Source organism: Dolomitihabitans soli (assembly GCF_022213955.1).
Lineage (GTDB): Bacteria > Actinomycetota > Actinomycetes > Streptosporangiales > Streptosporangiaceae > Streptosporangium_A > Streptosporangium_A soli.
This window is the reverse complement of record NZ_JAKNTW010000023.1, coordinates 76,791-90,631: the sequence shown is the minus strand read 5'-3', so window position 1 is coordinate 90,631 and position 13,841 is coordinate 76,791. Positions and strand designations below refer to the sequence as shown.

The 13,841-nt window shown below is 70.0% G+C and carries 15 protein-coding genes; 2 read left to right on the top strand and 13 right to left on the bottom strand.

The features are described from left to right. Window positions 1–78: 78 nt before the first annotated feature. The 4 genes from manB to MBA17_RS34520 all read right to left on the bottom strand — a co-directional run bounded on the left by manB (window position 79) and on the right by MBA17_RS34520 (window position 4,188). A complete protein-coding gene (manB, locus tag MBA17_RS34535) occupies window positions 79–1,182 on the bottom strand; it encodes a mannose-1-phosphate guanylyltransferase (protein WP_238501579.1) in 1,104 nt (367 codons plus the stop codon). Between the two features lie 17 nt (window positions 1,183–1,199). Then, window positions 1,200–2,321, bottom strand: a complete 1,122-nt coding sequence (locus MBA17_RS34530; RefSeq protein ID WP_238501578.1) for a glycosyltransferase family 4 protein — start codon at window positions 2,319–2,321, stop codon at window positions 1,200–1,202. Window positions 2,322–2,422: 101 nt separating this feature from the next. Further along, the gene (locus tag MBA17_RS34525) at window positions 2,423–3,355 is read right to left on the bottom strand and encodes a lysylphosphatidylglycerol synthase domain-containing protein (RefSeq protein WP_238501577.1); all 933 of its coding nucleotides are present in this window, start codon (window positions 3,353–3,355) and stop codon (window positions 2,423–2,425) included. Beyond that, the gene (locus MBA17_RS34520) at window positions 3,352–4,188 is read right to left on the bottom strand and encodes a class I SAM-dependent methyltransferase (RefSeq protein ID WP_238501576.1); all 837 of its coding nucleotides are present in this window, start codon (window positions 4,186–4,188) and stop codon (window positions 3,352–3,354) included. Before MBA17_RS34520 ends, MBA17_RS34525 begins: the two co-directional genes overlap by 4 nt. 410 nt (window positions 4,189–4,598) lie before the next feature. Here MBA17_RS34520 and MBA17_RS34515 point away from each other — a divergent pair, with 410 nt between their 5' ends. After that, window positions 4,599–5,567 (top strand): lysylphosphatidylglycerol synthase transmembrane domain-containing protein, encoded by a 969-nt coding sequence (locus MBA17_RS34515; protein WP_238501575.1) that lies wholly within the window; start codon window positions 4,599–4,601, stop codon window positions 5,565–5,567. Here MBA17_RS34515 and MBA17_RS34510 read toward each other — a convergent pair. From MBA17_RS34510 to MBA17_RS34480, 7 genes are all read right to left on the bottom strand, one after another. Beyond that, entirely contained in the window at window positions 5,471–6,532 is a 1,062-nt protein-coding gene (locus MBA17_RS34510) for a glycosyltransferase family 4 protein (protein ID WP_238501573.1), read from the bottom strand. The two genes, MBA17_RS34515 and MBA17_RS34510, sit on opposite strands and share 97 nt — an antisense overlap. A 3-nt stretch (window positions 6,533–6,535) precedes the next feature. Further along, entirely contained in the window at window positions 6,536–7,429 is an 894-nt protein-coding gene (locus MBA17_RS34505; protein ID WP_238501571.1) for a glycosyltransferase family 2 protein, read from the bottom strand. Window positions 7,430–7,565: 136 nt separating this feature from the next. Further along, window positions 7,566–7,871, bottom strand: coding sequence for a hypothetical protein (locus MBA17_RS34500; RefSeq protein ID WP_238501569.1), 306 nt, complete (start codon window positions 7,869–7,871; stop codon window positions 7,566–7,568). 210 nt (window positions 7,872–8,081) lie between these two features. Further along, window positions 8,082–9,290, bottom strand: coding sequence for a cytochrome P450 (locus tag MBA17_RS34495; RefSeq protein WP_238501568.1), 1,209 nt, complete (start codon window positions 9,288–9,290; stop codon window positions 8,082–8,084). A 20-nt stretch (window positions 9,291–9,310) separates the two neighbouring features. Continuing rightward, window positions 9,311–9,895 carry an isochorismatase family protein gene (locus MBA17_RS34490; protein WP_238501567.1) on the bottom strand — a complete coding sequence of 195 codons (585 nt, stop codon included), beginning with the start codon at window positions 9,893–9,895 and terminating at the stop codon, window positions 9,311–9,313. Window positions 9,896–10,049: 154 nt separating this feature from the next. After that, on the bottom strand, window positions 10,050–10,808 hold the full coding sequence (locus MBA17_RS34485; RefSeq protein WP_238501566.1) for an SDR family oxidoreductase: 759 nt from the start codon (window positions 10,806–10,808) through the stop codon (window positions 10,050–10,052). Between the two features lie 14 nt (window positions 10,809–10,822). After that, window positions 10,823–11,320 carry a carboxymuconolactone decarboxylase family protein gene (locus MBA17_RS34480; RefSeq protein WP_238501565.1) on the bottom strand — a complete coding sequence of 166 codons (498 nt, stop codon included), beginning with the start codon at window positions 11,318–11,320 and terminating at the stop codon, window positions 10,823–10,825. Between the two features lie 173 nt (window positions 11,321–11,493). On the opposite strand from MBA17_RS34480, the gene MBA17_RS34475 reads away from it, so the two are divergent. After that, window positions 11,494–12,420 carry an RNA polymerase sigma-70 factor gene (locus tag MBA17_RS34475; protein WP_238501564.1) on the top strand — a complete coding sequence of 309 codons (927 nt, stop codon included), beginning with the start codon at window positions 11,494–11,496 and terminating at the stop codon, window positions 12,418–12,420. A gap of 175 nt (window positions 12,421–12,595) precedes the next feature. Here MBA17_RS34475 and MBA17_RS34470 read toward each other — a convergent pair whose 3' ends face one another. Further along, entirely contained in the window at window positions 12,596–13,063 is a 468-nt protein-coding gene (locus MBA17_RS34470) for a peroxiredoxin family protein (protein WP_238501563.1), read from the bottom strand. 48 nt (window positions 13,064–13,111) lie between these two features. Continuing rightward, entirely contained in the window at window positions 13,112–13,693 is a 582-nt protein-coding gene (locus tag MBA17_RS34465) for an RNA polymerase sigma factor (protein ID WP_238501562.1), read from the bottom strand. Window positions 13,694–13,841: the final 148 nt, after the last annotated feature.

Genomic DNA, 13,841 nt, shown 5'->3' with positions numbered 1-13,841 from the left:
CAGGAGAACCAGCGTGCCGAGCGCGCGGCCGGCGGCACCGATCACCCCGATCGACGGCCGTGCCCGAGCCGTCGGCGGCTAGGCGCCCGCGGAGAAGCGGATGGCGTCCGGCGGGAGGACGATGCCGGGCCACAGGCGGGTGCCCGCGAGCAGTTCGTTGCCCGAGCCGACCTCGGCGCCGTCGCCGATCACGGAGTCGCGGACCACCACGCCCGAGGCGATCCTGGCGCCCGCGCCCACCACCGAGTCGGTCACGGTCGCCCCGGAGCAGACCACGGAGTCGTCGCCGAGGACGGTGCCGCAGACGTTCGCCCCCGACTCGACGACCGCGCGGGCGCCGACCACGGAACCGCCGGACACCTTGGCCTCCGGCGAGACGCGGGCTCCGGGCAGGGTGAGCAGCTCGCCGGTCGGACCGGGCAGCGCCGACGAGGCCAGGCGGCCGAGCACCAGATCACGGGAGCCCTGGACGAACGCGGCGGGGGTGCCGACGTCGAGCCAGTAGGAGCGGTCGGCGTAGCCGAGCACGAGCGCGCCCGACTCGATCAGGCCGGGGAAGGTCTCCCGCTCGACCGAGACGACCTCGTCCGCCGGGATGGCGTCGATGACCGAGCGGGTGAAGACGTAGCAGCCGGCGTTGATCCGGTTGGTGACCGGGTTCGGCGTCTTCTCCAGGAAGGCGGTGACACGGCCCGAGTCGTCGGTCGGCACGCAGCCGAACCGGGTGGGGTCGTCGACCTCGGTGAGGTGCAGCGTCACCGCGGCCTCCCGCTCGACGTGCCGCCTGACCTGGTCACCGATGTCGTGCCCGGACAGGATGTCGCCGTTGAGCACGAGCACGGGGGCGTCGGGACCGCAGGTGAGCGCCTGGGCCGCGTTGCGGATCGCGCCGCCGGTGCCGAGCGGGGTCTCCTCGGTCATGTAGGTCAGCGACAGGCCGAACGCCGAACCGTCGCCGAACGCCTCGCCGAACATCGACGCGCGGTAGGACGTGGCGAAGACGATCCTGCGCACTCCGAAGGAGCGGGCCCGCGCGAGCTGATGAGCCAGGAACGGGACTCCAGCGGTCGGAAGCAGCGGCTTGGGCACGCCGAGCGTCAACGGACGCAGGCGTGTTCCCTGGCCGCCGACGAGGAGAACAGCTTCGAGTTCACCTGTGTCAGGCGGGAAAATCTCCGTCACTCCGCGAGGCTAGCTCACTATTCGACCGCGCGTTGATAAGAAACCAGATGAGCTTCCGCCGAAGCCTCCCAGGTGAATTCCTGCGCCCGGCTGAAGCCGGCGGAGGACAACTGTTCGAGCCGTTCGGGTGAGGCGAGCAGGTTCCGCAGCGCGTTGCCGATGCTGTCGGCGTCGGGTTCGGTGTAGGCGACGGCGTCGCCGCCGACCTCGGGCAACGAGGTGCGATGGGTGGTCAGCACCGGGGCGCCGCAGGCCATCGCCTCCAGGACCGGCAGCCCGAAGCCCTCACCCCGCGAGCAGAAGGCCACCGCGAGCGCGCCGCCGAGGAAGCCGGGCAGGTCGGCCGGGGAGAGGTAACCGGGGTGGACGACCCTGACCGTGGCGGGCACCTGCCTGATCACCGCGTCGACCTCGGCGGTGTGGAAGCTGCCCGCGAGCACCAGCGCCGGCGCGTCGTCGAGACCCTCGACCGCCCTGGCGAACCCGCGGATGAGGTTGGGCACGTTCTTACGCGGTTCGAGCGCGCCGAGAAAGGCGACGTACGGCTGGCCGTGCAGGCCCAGCCTGCCGGCCACCCGCTTGACCTCCGGCTCGCTGGGCTGGTGGAAGAGCTCCTTGTCGACCCCGTGGTAGGCGACGTCGATCCGGGTGGGGTCGGCCGCGAGCACCCGGACGAGTTCCTCGCGGGTCGCCTTCGACGGGACGATCACCCGGGCCGAGCGGCGTACGGCGGTGCGGGTGGCCGAGCGGAAGAACGAGGCCTTCACCGCGCCGTGCTGGTCGGGGTCGGTGAACCAGGTGACGTCGTGCACGGTGACCACGGTCGGCAGACCGGACCGCAGCGGGATGGAGTAGTAAGGAGCGTGGATCACCTTGGCGCCGACCTGCTGCGCCAGGACCGGCACGCTGGTCTGCTCCCAGGCGAGCCGCGCGGCCCGGTTGGTGATCGAGGGCGGACCGGACAGGATCCGGGCGGAAGGCGCGAGATGCTGGTAGCGCTCCGCGTCGGCGCGCTGGCAGGCCACCGCCAGGTCAGCGCCCGCCCGGTCGAGAGCGGCGATGAGTCCATCGACATACCTGATCAGCGCACCACGATCGGCCGGAACGGCAGCCGCGTCGACGAGCACTCTAGGCGTCAAGAAGGATCGCTCCCCTCATGGTCGCATCAAGGTCACGCGGGACTGACCGTCCCCTTCTCCAGATAACTCTATTGCCAGGCCCCTTGAAATCGTGGGGTAAATCACACGGCATTTCGCCCGGCTTCGCTCGCCTCGGGATCGACCGCCGATCGAGCCGCGAGTGCGGCGGTTCCCGCACAGATCAGGTCACCCAGCACGATGACGATCCGCGACACCAGCGCCGCCGCGATGGCCGGCCCCTGGCCGAGCATCGGCGCCAGCACCGCCACCATCGCCACCTCCCGGACCCCGGCGCCCGCCGGGACCACGAACGTCATGATGCCCAGGCACCACGACAGGGCGAAGGCGCCGATGGAGAAGGCGACCAGCCGGCCGCTCGCGGGCTCCAGCGACACCATGATCACCGCCAGGTGCAGGCCGTACGCCACCCAGCCGCACAGCGCCCAGCCCAGCGCGCCGAGCATCCCGCGCCTGGTCAGGGCCCGCTCCAACGGCTCCCGCCGCAGCCTGCGCAGACCGAACCCGATCACCGCGTTGATCACCCGCGGTTCGAGCAGTACGGCGAGCACCGGCACCAGCAGCAGCACCCACGCGTACGGCGCGATCGACCCGGGACCGGCGGCGAGCAGCGTGCCGGCGGCGACCAGCAGACCACTGCCGAGCTGGACGGGCAGCGTCAGGAAGAACGCCGTGGCGCTGCGCGGGCGCGGGATCCCGAGGTCGCGGCCCATCTCCATCTGGGCGACCACCGGCCACAGGGAACCGGGGATGTACTTGCCGAGCTGGCCGACGAAGAAGACCTTGGCCGCCTGCCGTACCGGGAGGGGGGAGCCCAGGTCGGCGAGCAGGGCGCGCCAGGTGAGCATGCCGCAGCACAGGGCCGCCACGACGGCGACCAGCGAGAGGGCCAGCGACCACCAGGAGATCTGCGCGAACCCGGCCGCCACCTGGTCCCACTGGCGGGCCACCGCCCACGTGCCGAAGCCGAGGGCGACGACCAGGAAGACGACCCTGACGAGCGTGCGGGTGCTCACAACGGGCGGACCGGATCGGGCGGCTGCGGCAGGACGGGCCCCGCCGGGACCCGCCCGCCCTTGGTCGCCACCCACAGGTAGGTCGGCACGACGGGCAGCAGCAGGCGCAGCACCCCGCGCGGGATGGCGGCCAGGACCTTTTGCACGATCCGCCCGGCCACGCCAGGGAACAGCTCGCCCCCCGCGAAGCGCGCGGGCGTGGCCAGCACCGGGAACGTGTAGTCGTGGACCTGGAAGCCGCGCACCATCCGCCGCAGCCCACGGCGGGTGCGGTAACGCTCGTAGTAGTTGTCGGCCCGGCCGAACAACCGGACATAGCGGTCGGCGAGCGCGGGCGGCAGATAGGAGAGGAAGGGCAGCTTGTAGTGCGGCTCCATGACCCCGAGCCGGTTGCCCAGACCCAGGTAGAGGACCCCGTCGTCGGCGAGCACCCGGTGCATCTCGGCCATGATCGCGTCGGGGTCGACCACATGCTCGTAGATGTGATTGAAGACCAGCACGTCGAGCGAGCCGTCGGGGAAGGGCAGCGCGGTGCCGTCGGCGCAGACGAACTCCACCCGCTCACCGAACCGCGTCGCCGCCTTGCGCAGCCCGGGAACGTCGATGTCGACCCCGAACGTGTGCCGAGCCCCCGCCGCGGCCAGCTCGTCGGCGATGAACCCGGCCGAGCACCCGATGTCGGCGACCGTCAGACCCGCGAGCGAGCCGTCGGTGCCCAGATAGTGCCCGAGCACAGCGATGATCTTCGCGGCCTTCCGGCGGCGTTTCTCCTCGTCCAGCATCGCGGCCTGGAACTCGGAGTATTCGAGCTGCGCTACGCGTTCCTTTCCCACGCCGACCAACAGTACTCGGCGCAGGGGGGAAGGGAGGCCCGCTCGCCCCTCCTCCCGCGAACGACCCCAGCGCCACGCCGTACAACCGCCAACGCCCTACGACGTGGCCCGCCCAACCGCCTCCCGCGCGACCCGCCGCCACGCCCTACAACGTGATCCGCGCCCTACCGTCTCCCCGCGCGACCTCGGCGCCACGCCGTACGACGTGGTCCGCCCAACCGCCTCCCGCGAACGACCCCAGCGCCGCGCCCTACAACGTGGCCCGCCCAACCGCCTCCCGCGACCCGGCGCCACGCCGTACGACGTGGTCCGCCCAACCGTCTCCCCCGCGCGACCTCGGCCGGCACGCCGTACGGTGTGCCCGGAAGTCGGCCCTACCGACGAGTAGCCTTCATGCGTACGCTGGGCGGATGTTCAGCCGCCTGCGTTCGAGCCGCCTGTTGCGCGTCGCGCTCGCGCTGGTCGCCCTGGGCTTCGTGGGGTACGGCCTGGCCAGGAACGGCGAGCAGACGCTCGCCGCGCTCGGCCGGCTGTCCTGGACCTCCGTCCTGGGAGCCCAGGTCGTGGTGCTCGCCGGGCTGTTCTGCATGCTGAAGGCGTGGCGCGTCCTGCTGGCGGGACTCGGCACGCCGCTGCCGACCGGGGTGGCGGCGAAGGTGCTGTTCGTCGGCCAGCTCGGCAAGTACATCCCGGGGTCGGTCTGGTCCTACGCCGCCATGATGGAGCTCGGCCGCGACCACGGCTGCCCGCCGCGCCGCATGTTCAGCGCGGTCTCCATCTCCATCGTCGTCTCCCTCGGCTGCGCGCTGGCCGTGGCCGCCGCCACGCTCGCCACCCAGGAGTTCCTCCGCCAGGCGTGGTACCTCCTGGCGCTGATCCCCCTCATCGCCGTCGGACTGCACCCGCGCGTCCTGACCTGGGGACTCAACCTGGTCCTGCGGATCGCGCGCAGGGAACCGCTCGACACGGTGCTGCCCGGGCGCGCCGTGCTCGTCGCCGCGGCGTGGACGATGGCCGGCTGGCTGATCTACGGCGTCCACCTGTGGCTGCTCGCGCCGGGCGCGCCGTACACCGTCGCGGTGGGGGCGTACGCGATCGCCTGGGCGACCGGCATCCTCACCGTGGTGGTGCCCGCGGGGGTCGGCGTGCGCGAGGGCGCGATGGTGCTGGCCCTCGCCCCCGTGCTGGCCGCGCCGCAGGCGCTGGTGGCCGCGGTGGTGTCGCGGGTGGTGTTCACGCTCGCCGACGTGATCTGGGCGGGGCTCGGGTTCCTGTGGGCCCGTCAGGCGAGCAGGCGCTCGATGTACGCCGCCCAGAACGGGTCGGCGTCGACCGCCTTGACGCCCGACCGCAACCGCTCGGGCTCGCCCGGCTCGTAGAACCGGACGATCGCCTCGCGCAGCGCCTCCGCCGACCCCGGCGGAACGAGCAGGCCGTCGACGCCGTCGGTCACGTTGTCAGCGAGCGCGCCGACCCGGGTGGCGATCACCGGCACGCCGTGCTCGTGCCCCAGCCAGACGTTCTGGCTGGCCGTGGCGCTCCGGTAGGGCAGCACCAGCGCGTCGGCCGCCGCGAACAACCCCGGCACGTCCGCCGCGGCGACGTACCCCGGCCGCAACTCGACCCGGTCGCCGATCCCCAGCTCCCCGATCAGCCGCCGCGTCTCCTCCAGCCCGCCCCAGAACTCCCCCGCCACCGTCAGCGCCACCCCGTCGGGCAGCGCCCGCAGCAGCAGATCGAGCCCCTTGTACGGCCGGACGATCCCGAAGAACAACAACCGGTTCCTGATCCCGGTGCCGGCCTCCCCCGCCTGCCGCGCGGGAAGGTGCGGCGGCAGCCCCGCCACCGCCACCGGCGCCGGCGCGAGCCCGCCGGCCAGCGCCGCCTGCTCCTCGGAGTGCACCAGCACCCGGTCGACCCGCCGGAGCAGCGCCTTCATCAACGGCGTGTCGTACGGCTTCCGCTCGTGCGGCAACACGTTGTGACACAGGGCCAGCACCGGGACCTTGCGGCCGATGCCGTACAGGATGCCGAGGTAGGCGGGGACCTGCACCGGGCTGAGCACTGTGAGGACCACCAGGTCGGCGCTCCGCAGCCGCCGGCCGCAGCGCACCCAGCCGTCGGGGCGGCGCCAGTCGAGCACCCGGCGGGTGTTCGGGAACGGCGTGCCCTCGGGGCTGTCGATCGTCTGCTGCCCCGGGTAGAGGAACGACGGGTACTGCGCCCGCCACGACTCGATCACCACGTCGTGGCCCAGCGCGCGGAGCCGGTGCGCGAGCTCGGTGGTGTGCTGCGCGCCGCCGCCCTTGTAGGGGTACGTCGGGCCGACGATGGCGATCCGCATCGGCTACTCGCCCCGGGAACGGACGATCAGGTCGGACAGCAGCGCCAGCGATCCGATCAGCATGCCCGACAGGAAGACCACGATCGCGTTGCTGGTCAGGTAGAAACCGTAGTTGAAGACGTCGACCACGCCCTTGACCAGGCCGATCCCGATCAGCCACAGCGCCGGGGGCATCAGCACCTTGAGCGGGTTGAAGTACATGACCATCCGCAGCACCTGCAGGATGTAGCGGTACGCGTCGGAGACGAAGCCGAACTTCGACTTGCCCGCCCGCTTGCTGTAGTCGATCGGCAGGAAGTAGACGTCGTGCTGGTTCGACAGGAAGGCCAGCGTGATCGTCGTGGTGCAGGAGAAACCGGGCGGAAGCAGCCGGAGGTACGGCTTGGCCACCGTCGCGCGGAAGGCCCGCAGCCCCGAGTTGAGGTCGGGGATCTTCTGCCCCGCGAGCCGCTCGGCGATCTTGCGGATGAACCACTTGGCCGGCACCCGCAGGAACTTGTGCGATCCCTCCTCGCTGGTGCGCGCCCCCACCACCTGATCGACCGTCTCGTCCTTCTCCAGCACCGCCACCAGATCGGGAATCCGCTCATTGGGGTAGGACATGTCGGCATCGGTCCACACGACGATCTCGCCGGTGGCCTCCTGCGACCCGATCCTCCGCACGGTGCCCGACCCGCCGTTCCGATGGAACGCCCGGATCCGCATGTTCGGAAAACGCGGCGCCGCCTCCTTCAGCCTCGCCAGCGTCTGATCGCTCGAACAGTCGTCGACCGCCATCAGCTCATAGGTGTAACCGCTGTCGTCCATCGCCTTGCAGATCCGCTCGACCTCGTCGATGACGTGATCCTGCTCGTTGTAACAGGGCAGGACGATAGTGACGTACGGCTTCGCTTCCACAGCTGATCCAGTCTCAGGGGGAATAGGGGTTCGACGGGCGAGGATACCTTTCCCAGCCTAGAGCCGAACGCACATCGGGGGTTCACGACCACAAGTCGCCCCTGCCAGACGCTCCGGAACGCGTCCGACTGATCGGTCAGACGGCGATGAGAGCCGGACGAAGAGACGAGTCCGCGGCGACGACCAGAGCAGCCAGGTCGTGGGGGTCGGAGGTAAGGATGGCGGCGGAGGCGTGGATCGCGGTGACGACGACCGCCGCGTCCACCACGTCCGGCTTTCCCGCCCTGCCACAGAGGATTCCCGCCTCCCTGCCGACGTGCTCGGTCATGTCGGCGATCTCGCAACCGAACAGCAACCGTGCGAGCGACGCCTGCCTCGCCGATCCCCGCCAGACCTGGGCGAGCACGGGAACCGGGACGATTATCCGGCGGCGCTCGTCCAACGCCTGACGGTGCAGATGTATGACCACGAGATGGCGAGCGGAAGTGGCGGAGCCCGCCGAGACGCTCTGAGCTCCCGACGGGCCCCTTGATCGCACGTGCAGGTACGACCTATGGGTAACTCCGGGGCGAGACACGCGACCGGGATGGTGCGATCTCAACTCCGTACACGCCCTGGTTTCGGGCGGTGTCAGCTCTCAGCGGCCGTCCGCTCACCAGGTCACCCGCAGCGCGTGCAAGCCGTACACGAGGCTGAAGACCCGGAAGTCCAACTGCTCGTCCGGGTCGGCCAGGGCGAGGCCGGGGAAGCGCCGCAGCAGGGCCGGGAAGGCGATGCGCATCTCCATCCGCGCCAGCGGCGCCCCGAGGCAGTGGTGCACCCCGTGGCCGAAGGCGACGTGGCCGGTGGCTCCCCGGGTGATGTCGAGGGTGTCGGGATCGTCGATGAAGGCAGGGTCGCGGTTGGCGGCAGGAAGCGAAAGGAGCACGAGCGAGCCCGCGGGGATGGCATGCCCGGCGATCTCCACGTCCGTCGTGGTCGTGCGGGGCGGCAGCGACTGCACGATGGACAGCCAGCGCAACAGCTCCTCGATGGCGGGCTCGATCAGCGCCGGATCCTCGCGGATCAGCGCGAGCTGGTCCGGGTGCCGCAGCAGGGCCAGGGTGCCCAAGCCGAGCATGTTCGAGGTCGTCTCATGCCCGGCCAGCAGCAGCAGTGCGGCGATGCCGATCAGCTCATCGGCACGGAGATCGTCGCCATGCTCGCGCACCAGCATGCCGAGCATGTCCTCGCCCGGGTCCGCCTGCGCGCGGGCCACCAGGCCGGCCATGTAGGCGCGGTCCTCCCACTGCGCCGCGACGCGCTGCTCCATCGGCACCGAGGTGTCCAGCAGGCGCACGGAACGTTCTTGGAACTCGGCGCGGTCGGCATACGGCACACCCAGCAACTCACAGATCACCAGCGACGGCACCGGCAACGCGAAGTGCGCCACCAGATCGGCCGGCTTACCGGCCCGCTCCAGGTCGTCCAGGGCCGTCTGGACGATCTCGGTGATCCGCGGCTCGAGCCGGCGCATCCGACGCATCGTGAACTCCGGGGTGAGCATCCGGCGCAACCGCGTGTGCTCGGGCGGGTCGAACCCGATCAGTTGCCCGGCCTGCATCTTGGCCTGCTCGTCGGCGTTCATCTGCCCAGATCCCGGGAACGGTGTCAGGGCGCTGCTGAACCGGGCCGGATCCGACAGTACCTGGCGAACGTCCTCGTGGCGGCAGACCAGGTACGCGGGCGAGCCGAACGGCGTCTCGACCCGGACCACACCCTCGCCGTCGCGTGCCCGGGCCAGCTCCTCGACCGGGTCGAGCCCGTTCCGCCGCATGTGCAGCGGCAATTCCGGCGTTTGCGTCATCATCTGTCCATTCATCCTGTGATCGTGTGAGATCGTCAGGCGCGGGTCGTGGCCAGCAGGTCGATGATCTCGGCGGTGGTAGCGCTCTCGCCGAGGAGTGGGAAGATCCGTTCAACGCTGTTGCGATGCGCCTCCGCGTCCAGGTCGGCCATGGCGTCCGTCACCAGCGTGACGTTGTAGCCGTGTTCGTAGGCGGCGCGGGCGGTGGACTCCACGCCGATGCTGGTAGCGATCCCGGCCAGCACGACCTGTGTGACGCCGCGGCGGCGCAGCTGCAGGTCGAGATCGGTGCCGTAGAAGGCGCCCCAGGTGCGCTTGGCCACGTTGATGTCGCCGGGGTGGCCGGCCAGGTCATCGACGATGACGTCCCAGCCCGCGGGCAGAGGGCCAGGCGGGCGCGGAATCTCGGTGCGTCCTGGAGCAGCATCCGATCTGTCCGCGCGGGCCGTGACCCGAACCAGGACAACCGGAGCGCCGTGGTCGCGAAAGGCGTCAGCCAGTTCGACCGCACGGGCCACCACCTCAGTGCCGGTGAGGGGGGTTGCGGGGCGGCCGACGACGGCGTTCTGCAGGTCGATGAGGACGAGTGCGGTCGTTGTGTCGATAGTGGTGACGGGCATAAGTGAGCCCCTTTCCCAAAATGCGGTGATGAGTCCAGGCGTCAAACTGAGCCCCCGAACGCCGCCGGCGAGCGAGGTTCGGAGGAAGCCTTGTTCTCGGAGCCCAGTGCCGTGGAGCTCCGAAAACAAGGTCAGGCCGTGCCGTACGGCCGGCTCAGGGTTGGGTGTCGAGCCACTCCTGGAAGGTCGGGCCGGCGAGCTTGGCGTGCGGGCTGGGCAGGAACCCGCCCTCGGCGGCGATCTCGGCATCGGGCATGCCCGAGCCGTCAACGCCGACGACCTTGATGCTTCGGCGGGCGGCCAGGAGTGCGGCCGCCTCCGCCAAGGTCTCCTTTCGGGGTCCGGCGATCTCGGGGATCGGCGTTCCTGGAGTGGGCTCGCCGGGGTCGAGGGCCAGGTCGACCAGTTCCTCGGCCACGGTGCGGCAGGCTACGAGCTGGGTGGGCAGGGCCGGGATGTAGGCGACGTCGCCCTGCTGCCAGTCCAGAATCTGACCGACGAACTCGTGGAACTGCGCGGCCCGCAGAATGCGGACAGGGAGCGGGCCGGACAGGAGGAGTTCCTCATGCGCCTTCTTGGCGGCGAGGAAACCGGCGGTGGCCTTGTCGACGCCGATGATGGACGCCACGGTGATCTGGGCGACCTCGGCCTGCTGACCGTACTCGTGCAGGTTGCGGGCCGACGTGCGGAAGAACTCCGTCGCCGCCTCCTGCTCGGAGGCGTGCCACGAGGCGACGTCGATGATGACATCCACCTCGGTGAGCGCCTCGGCCAGGCCCTCACCGGTGATGATGTCCACGCCGGTGGCTCGGGACATCGGCACGACCTGGTGCCCCCGTTCGGTGAGGACGTCGACGACGTGGCGTCCCAGCCGCCCGGTCGCTCCTGCCACCGCGAACTTGGTGATGCTCATGCTTCATGCCCTTCTTACTCGCTGTAGTTCTGGCCGGGGGGCATGCCGGGGATCGGCTTGGCGATGAGAGCGGCGGGGGTGAAGAAGCCGATGTGGGCGATCGCCATGATGAGCGTCCAGAGCGCCTTGTCGTCGTAGTGCGCGGACGCCTTGGCGTACAGCTCGTCGGGGACTCGCTCCCCGGACGGGTTCGCGGTGAGGACGGCCTCCACGAGCTCCAGAGCGACCCGTTCTGCGTCGGTGAAGTAGGGGGCGTCCCGCCAGGTCGCCACGGCGGTGATGCGCTCCTCTGGTTCCCCTGCCTGGCGGAGACTGCCGGTTTCCCTGATGGTGAAGTACGTGCTGCCGAGCATCTGCCCGGCGCGCAGCTGCAGCAGGTGGATGGTGACCTGCGGAATCGAGCCGTTCTTCATGACCTTGTGCAGGCCTTCGGCGACTACCGCCATCTCGGGGACGAACGGGAGGGGGTTGGGCATGCGCGACCTGAGGTTGGTCGTCGTGGGTGTGGCCATGCTGGGACTTCCTTACTCGTGGCGTTGCGTCGTAACGAGCAAGAGATCCCGGCGGCCCGCTCCTTGTGACAGCTGGGCCTTTGTGACATAGACCACCGAACGTCGGTGTCACAAAGCGGCGGGGGCCGGGATCGTATGGGCACGGGGCGCGAACGAACAGGCGGGAACCAGCGATGAGCGAACGAACTGAGCAACCGACGGCCACAGCTCGTGGCAGTCGTATGGACGCGGCCACCGAGGCGTTCGTCGCCCACCGCAACCTGCTGTTCACTCTCGCCTACGAGATCCTCGGCTCCGCCACCGACGCCGAGGACGTCCTGCAGGAGACCTGGCTGCTGTGGGCGGGCGTCGACCTCGGCACGGTGCTGGACCAGCGCGCATACCTGATCCGGATCGCCACCAGGCAGGCGCTGAAACGACTGCGCACACTGGGCCGGCGCAAGGAGACCTACGTCGGGCCGTGGCTACCCGAGCCGTTGCTGACCGCGCCGGATGTGGCCGAGGACGTCGAACTGGCCGACAGCGTCTCGATGGCGATGCTGCTGGTGCTGGAGACGCTCGGGCCGACCGAGCGGGCGGTGTTCGTGCTGCGTGAGGTGTTCGATCTGGACTACGACGAGATCGCCCAAGCCGTCGGCAAGAACCCGGCCGCGGTACGCCAGATCGCCCACCGGGCACGGGCGCACGTCGCCGCGCGCCGGCCACGCGGCACCGGTTCCCCGGCCGAGCACCGAGCCGCCCTCCAGGCTTTCCAACGAGCGGTCGAAACCGGCGAGCTGCAGAGCCTGCTCGACATCCTCGCGCCGGACGTCGTCGCCCTGAGCGACGGCGGCGGTGTCAAGCATGCCCTGCTGCGGCCCATTGTGGGGGCTGACAACGTTGCTCGCCTGCTGGCCGTCGGCTGGTGGAAGCGCGACGCCGAAAGGTCGGTCGAGCTGGTGCAGATCAATGGCGGCCCGGGGCTGCTCGTCCGAGTCAACGGCGAGATCGACGGCGTGGTGGCGGCGCGAGTGGAGAACGGCTACGTCACCGGCGCCTACCACGTGCGCAATCCCGAGAAGCTGTCGCGCATTGAACAGGAGACCGCCATGAGCCGCTGACCGTCGGCGACTCGCCAGGGGCCGCACCCGACACCTGGCGCCCGCCCCCGGGCGGACTCTCAGTGAGCTTGGCGGCGACCGCGGCCATCTCCTGGGGTGGGACATCAGCCGCCGGTAGAGTGGTTTGCTGTCGAGTTCCAACTCCGTTCCCCTCGAAAGATCGCCCTAAAGTAGATCACCCACCGGTGCGGAGGGCCTGGACGGCGGCGGTGATTCCCTTCCTGTGGTAGCCGCTGGTGGGCATGGCGGCGCCGTGGGCGTGGCGGACGATGCCCTGGGAATCAATGAGGATGCTGCCCGACTGCTGCAGCGAGCCGAAGACCTTTCTGCTCAGGCCGATCACTTCGTGCGGGGTGGCGTGGCGGCCGATGAGGACGGGAAACGGGATCTGGCGCTTGGCCTTCCACGCGGCCGCTGCTTGGCGGTCCTCGGGAACCGCGACAAGCACCTGGACGTCGTCGGCCGCGAACTCGTCGCGGCGCCGGATGAGGTCCTGGACGTGCCTGTTGCAGACCGGGCATGACGTCGCCCGCATGAAATAGATCAGCACGGCATGACGGCCTTGGTAGTCGGACAGGCGGACGGTCTTGCCGTCGGTGTCTTCCAGCACTACGTCAGGCGCGGGCGATCCGGTTTCAAGCATGGCGGAACTCTCCTTCGAACTCGGGCTGTGGAATACGGCCTGCTCAGGTCAGGCGCTGGTGGCTCCGGGGTCGGGCGGGCCGCCGGTGGCGTCGGTCTTGCCGTCCAGGCTGAGCCGGACCCTGCTACGGGCCCGGTGTAGCTGGGACTTCATCGCGGCGTTGCTCAGGCCGAGCGTCTCTGCGACCCTCCGCCCCGGATAGCCCAATACATCCCGCATGATCAGCACTCTGCGCTGAACGTCCGGCAGCTCCCTGATCGCTTGTGCGACGAGCTCGGCTTCCAGACGCCGGATGACCTCGTCCTCGGCCGAGGTCGCCAGGCCGGTATCGGCCTCGTCATAGTGGTCGAAAAGCAGCCGGGCACGGCGCAGGCATTCGTTCCGCACGATTCTGAACATCCACGAGGCCAGCGCCCCGGTGGCGCGCAGTGAGCCGATCTTCCGATAGAGGATGATCAGCGCTTCCTGCGCGGCGTCCTCGGCATCCTGTGGGGACGCGCAAAGATGATCCGCGAAGCGTCGCACGTGAGAATGGGCACCGTGCACCACCGCAGTGATCGACTCGCGATCACCAGCCTGTGCGGCCTCGATGAGCTGCTTGCTCGCCCAGCCGGGATCAGCCACGTCCATGCCCTTGTCGTCGCGAGGTCCTGAAGAGTACCTGCCGCGCAGTCGGCATCATGGCGTCACTCATCCGCGTCTCCTCCCCGGCATAACCGTCCACTCCATAAGAGGCCCCCACACCGCAAAAGGATTCACCCTTTTCAGGACCGACCTC

What these genes read in the sequence shown, in the direction of transcription:
- MBA17_RS34485 (WP_238501566.1), bottom strand. Translation starts at nt 10,808, where the DNA reads ATGAGCATCACCAAGTTCGCGGTGGCAGGAGCGACCGGGCGGCTGGGA.
- MBA17_RS34510 (WP_238501573.1), bottom strand. Translation starts at nt 6,532, where the DNA reads ATGCGGATCGCCATCGTCGGCCCGACGTACCCCTACAAGGGCGGCGGC.
- MBA17_RS34490 (WP_238501567.1), bottom strand. Translation starts at nt 9,895, where the DNA reads ATGCCCGTCACCACTATCGACACAACGACCGCACTCGTCCTCATCGAC.
- MBA17_RS34475 (WP_238501564.1), top strand. Translation starts at nt 11,494, where the DNA reads ATGAGCGAACGAACTGAGCAACCGACGGCCACAGCTCGTGGCAGTCGT.
- MBA17_RS34465 (WP_238501562.1), bottom strand. Translation starts at nt 13,693, where the DNA reads ATGGACGTGGCTGATCCCGGCTGGGCGAGCAAGCAGCTCATCGAGGCC.
- MBA17_RS34470 (WP_238501563.1), bottom strand. Translation starts at nt 13,063, where the DNA reads ATGCTTGAAACCGGATCGCCCGCGCCTGACGTAGTGCTGGAAGACACC.
- MBA17_RS34495 (WP_238501568.1), bottom strand. Translation starts at nt 9,290, where the DNA reads ATGAATGGACAGATGATGACGCAAACGCCGGAATTGCCGCTGCACATG.
- MBA17_RS34480 (WP_238501565.1), bottom strand. Translation starts at nt 11,320, where the DNA reads ATGGCCACACCCACGACGACCAACCTCAGGTCGCGCATGCCCAACCCC.
- MBA17_RS34515 (WP_238501575.1), top strand. Translation starts at nt 4,599, where the DNA reads ATGTTCAGCCGCCTGCGTTCGAGCCGCCTGTTGCGCGTCGCGCTCGCG.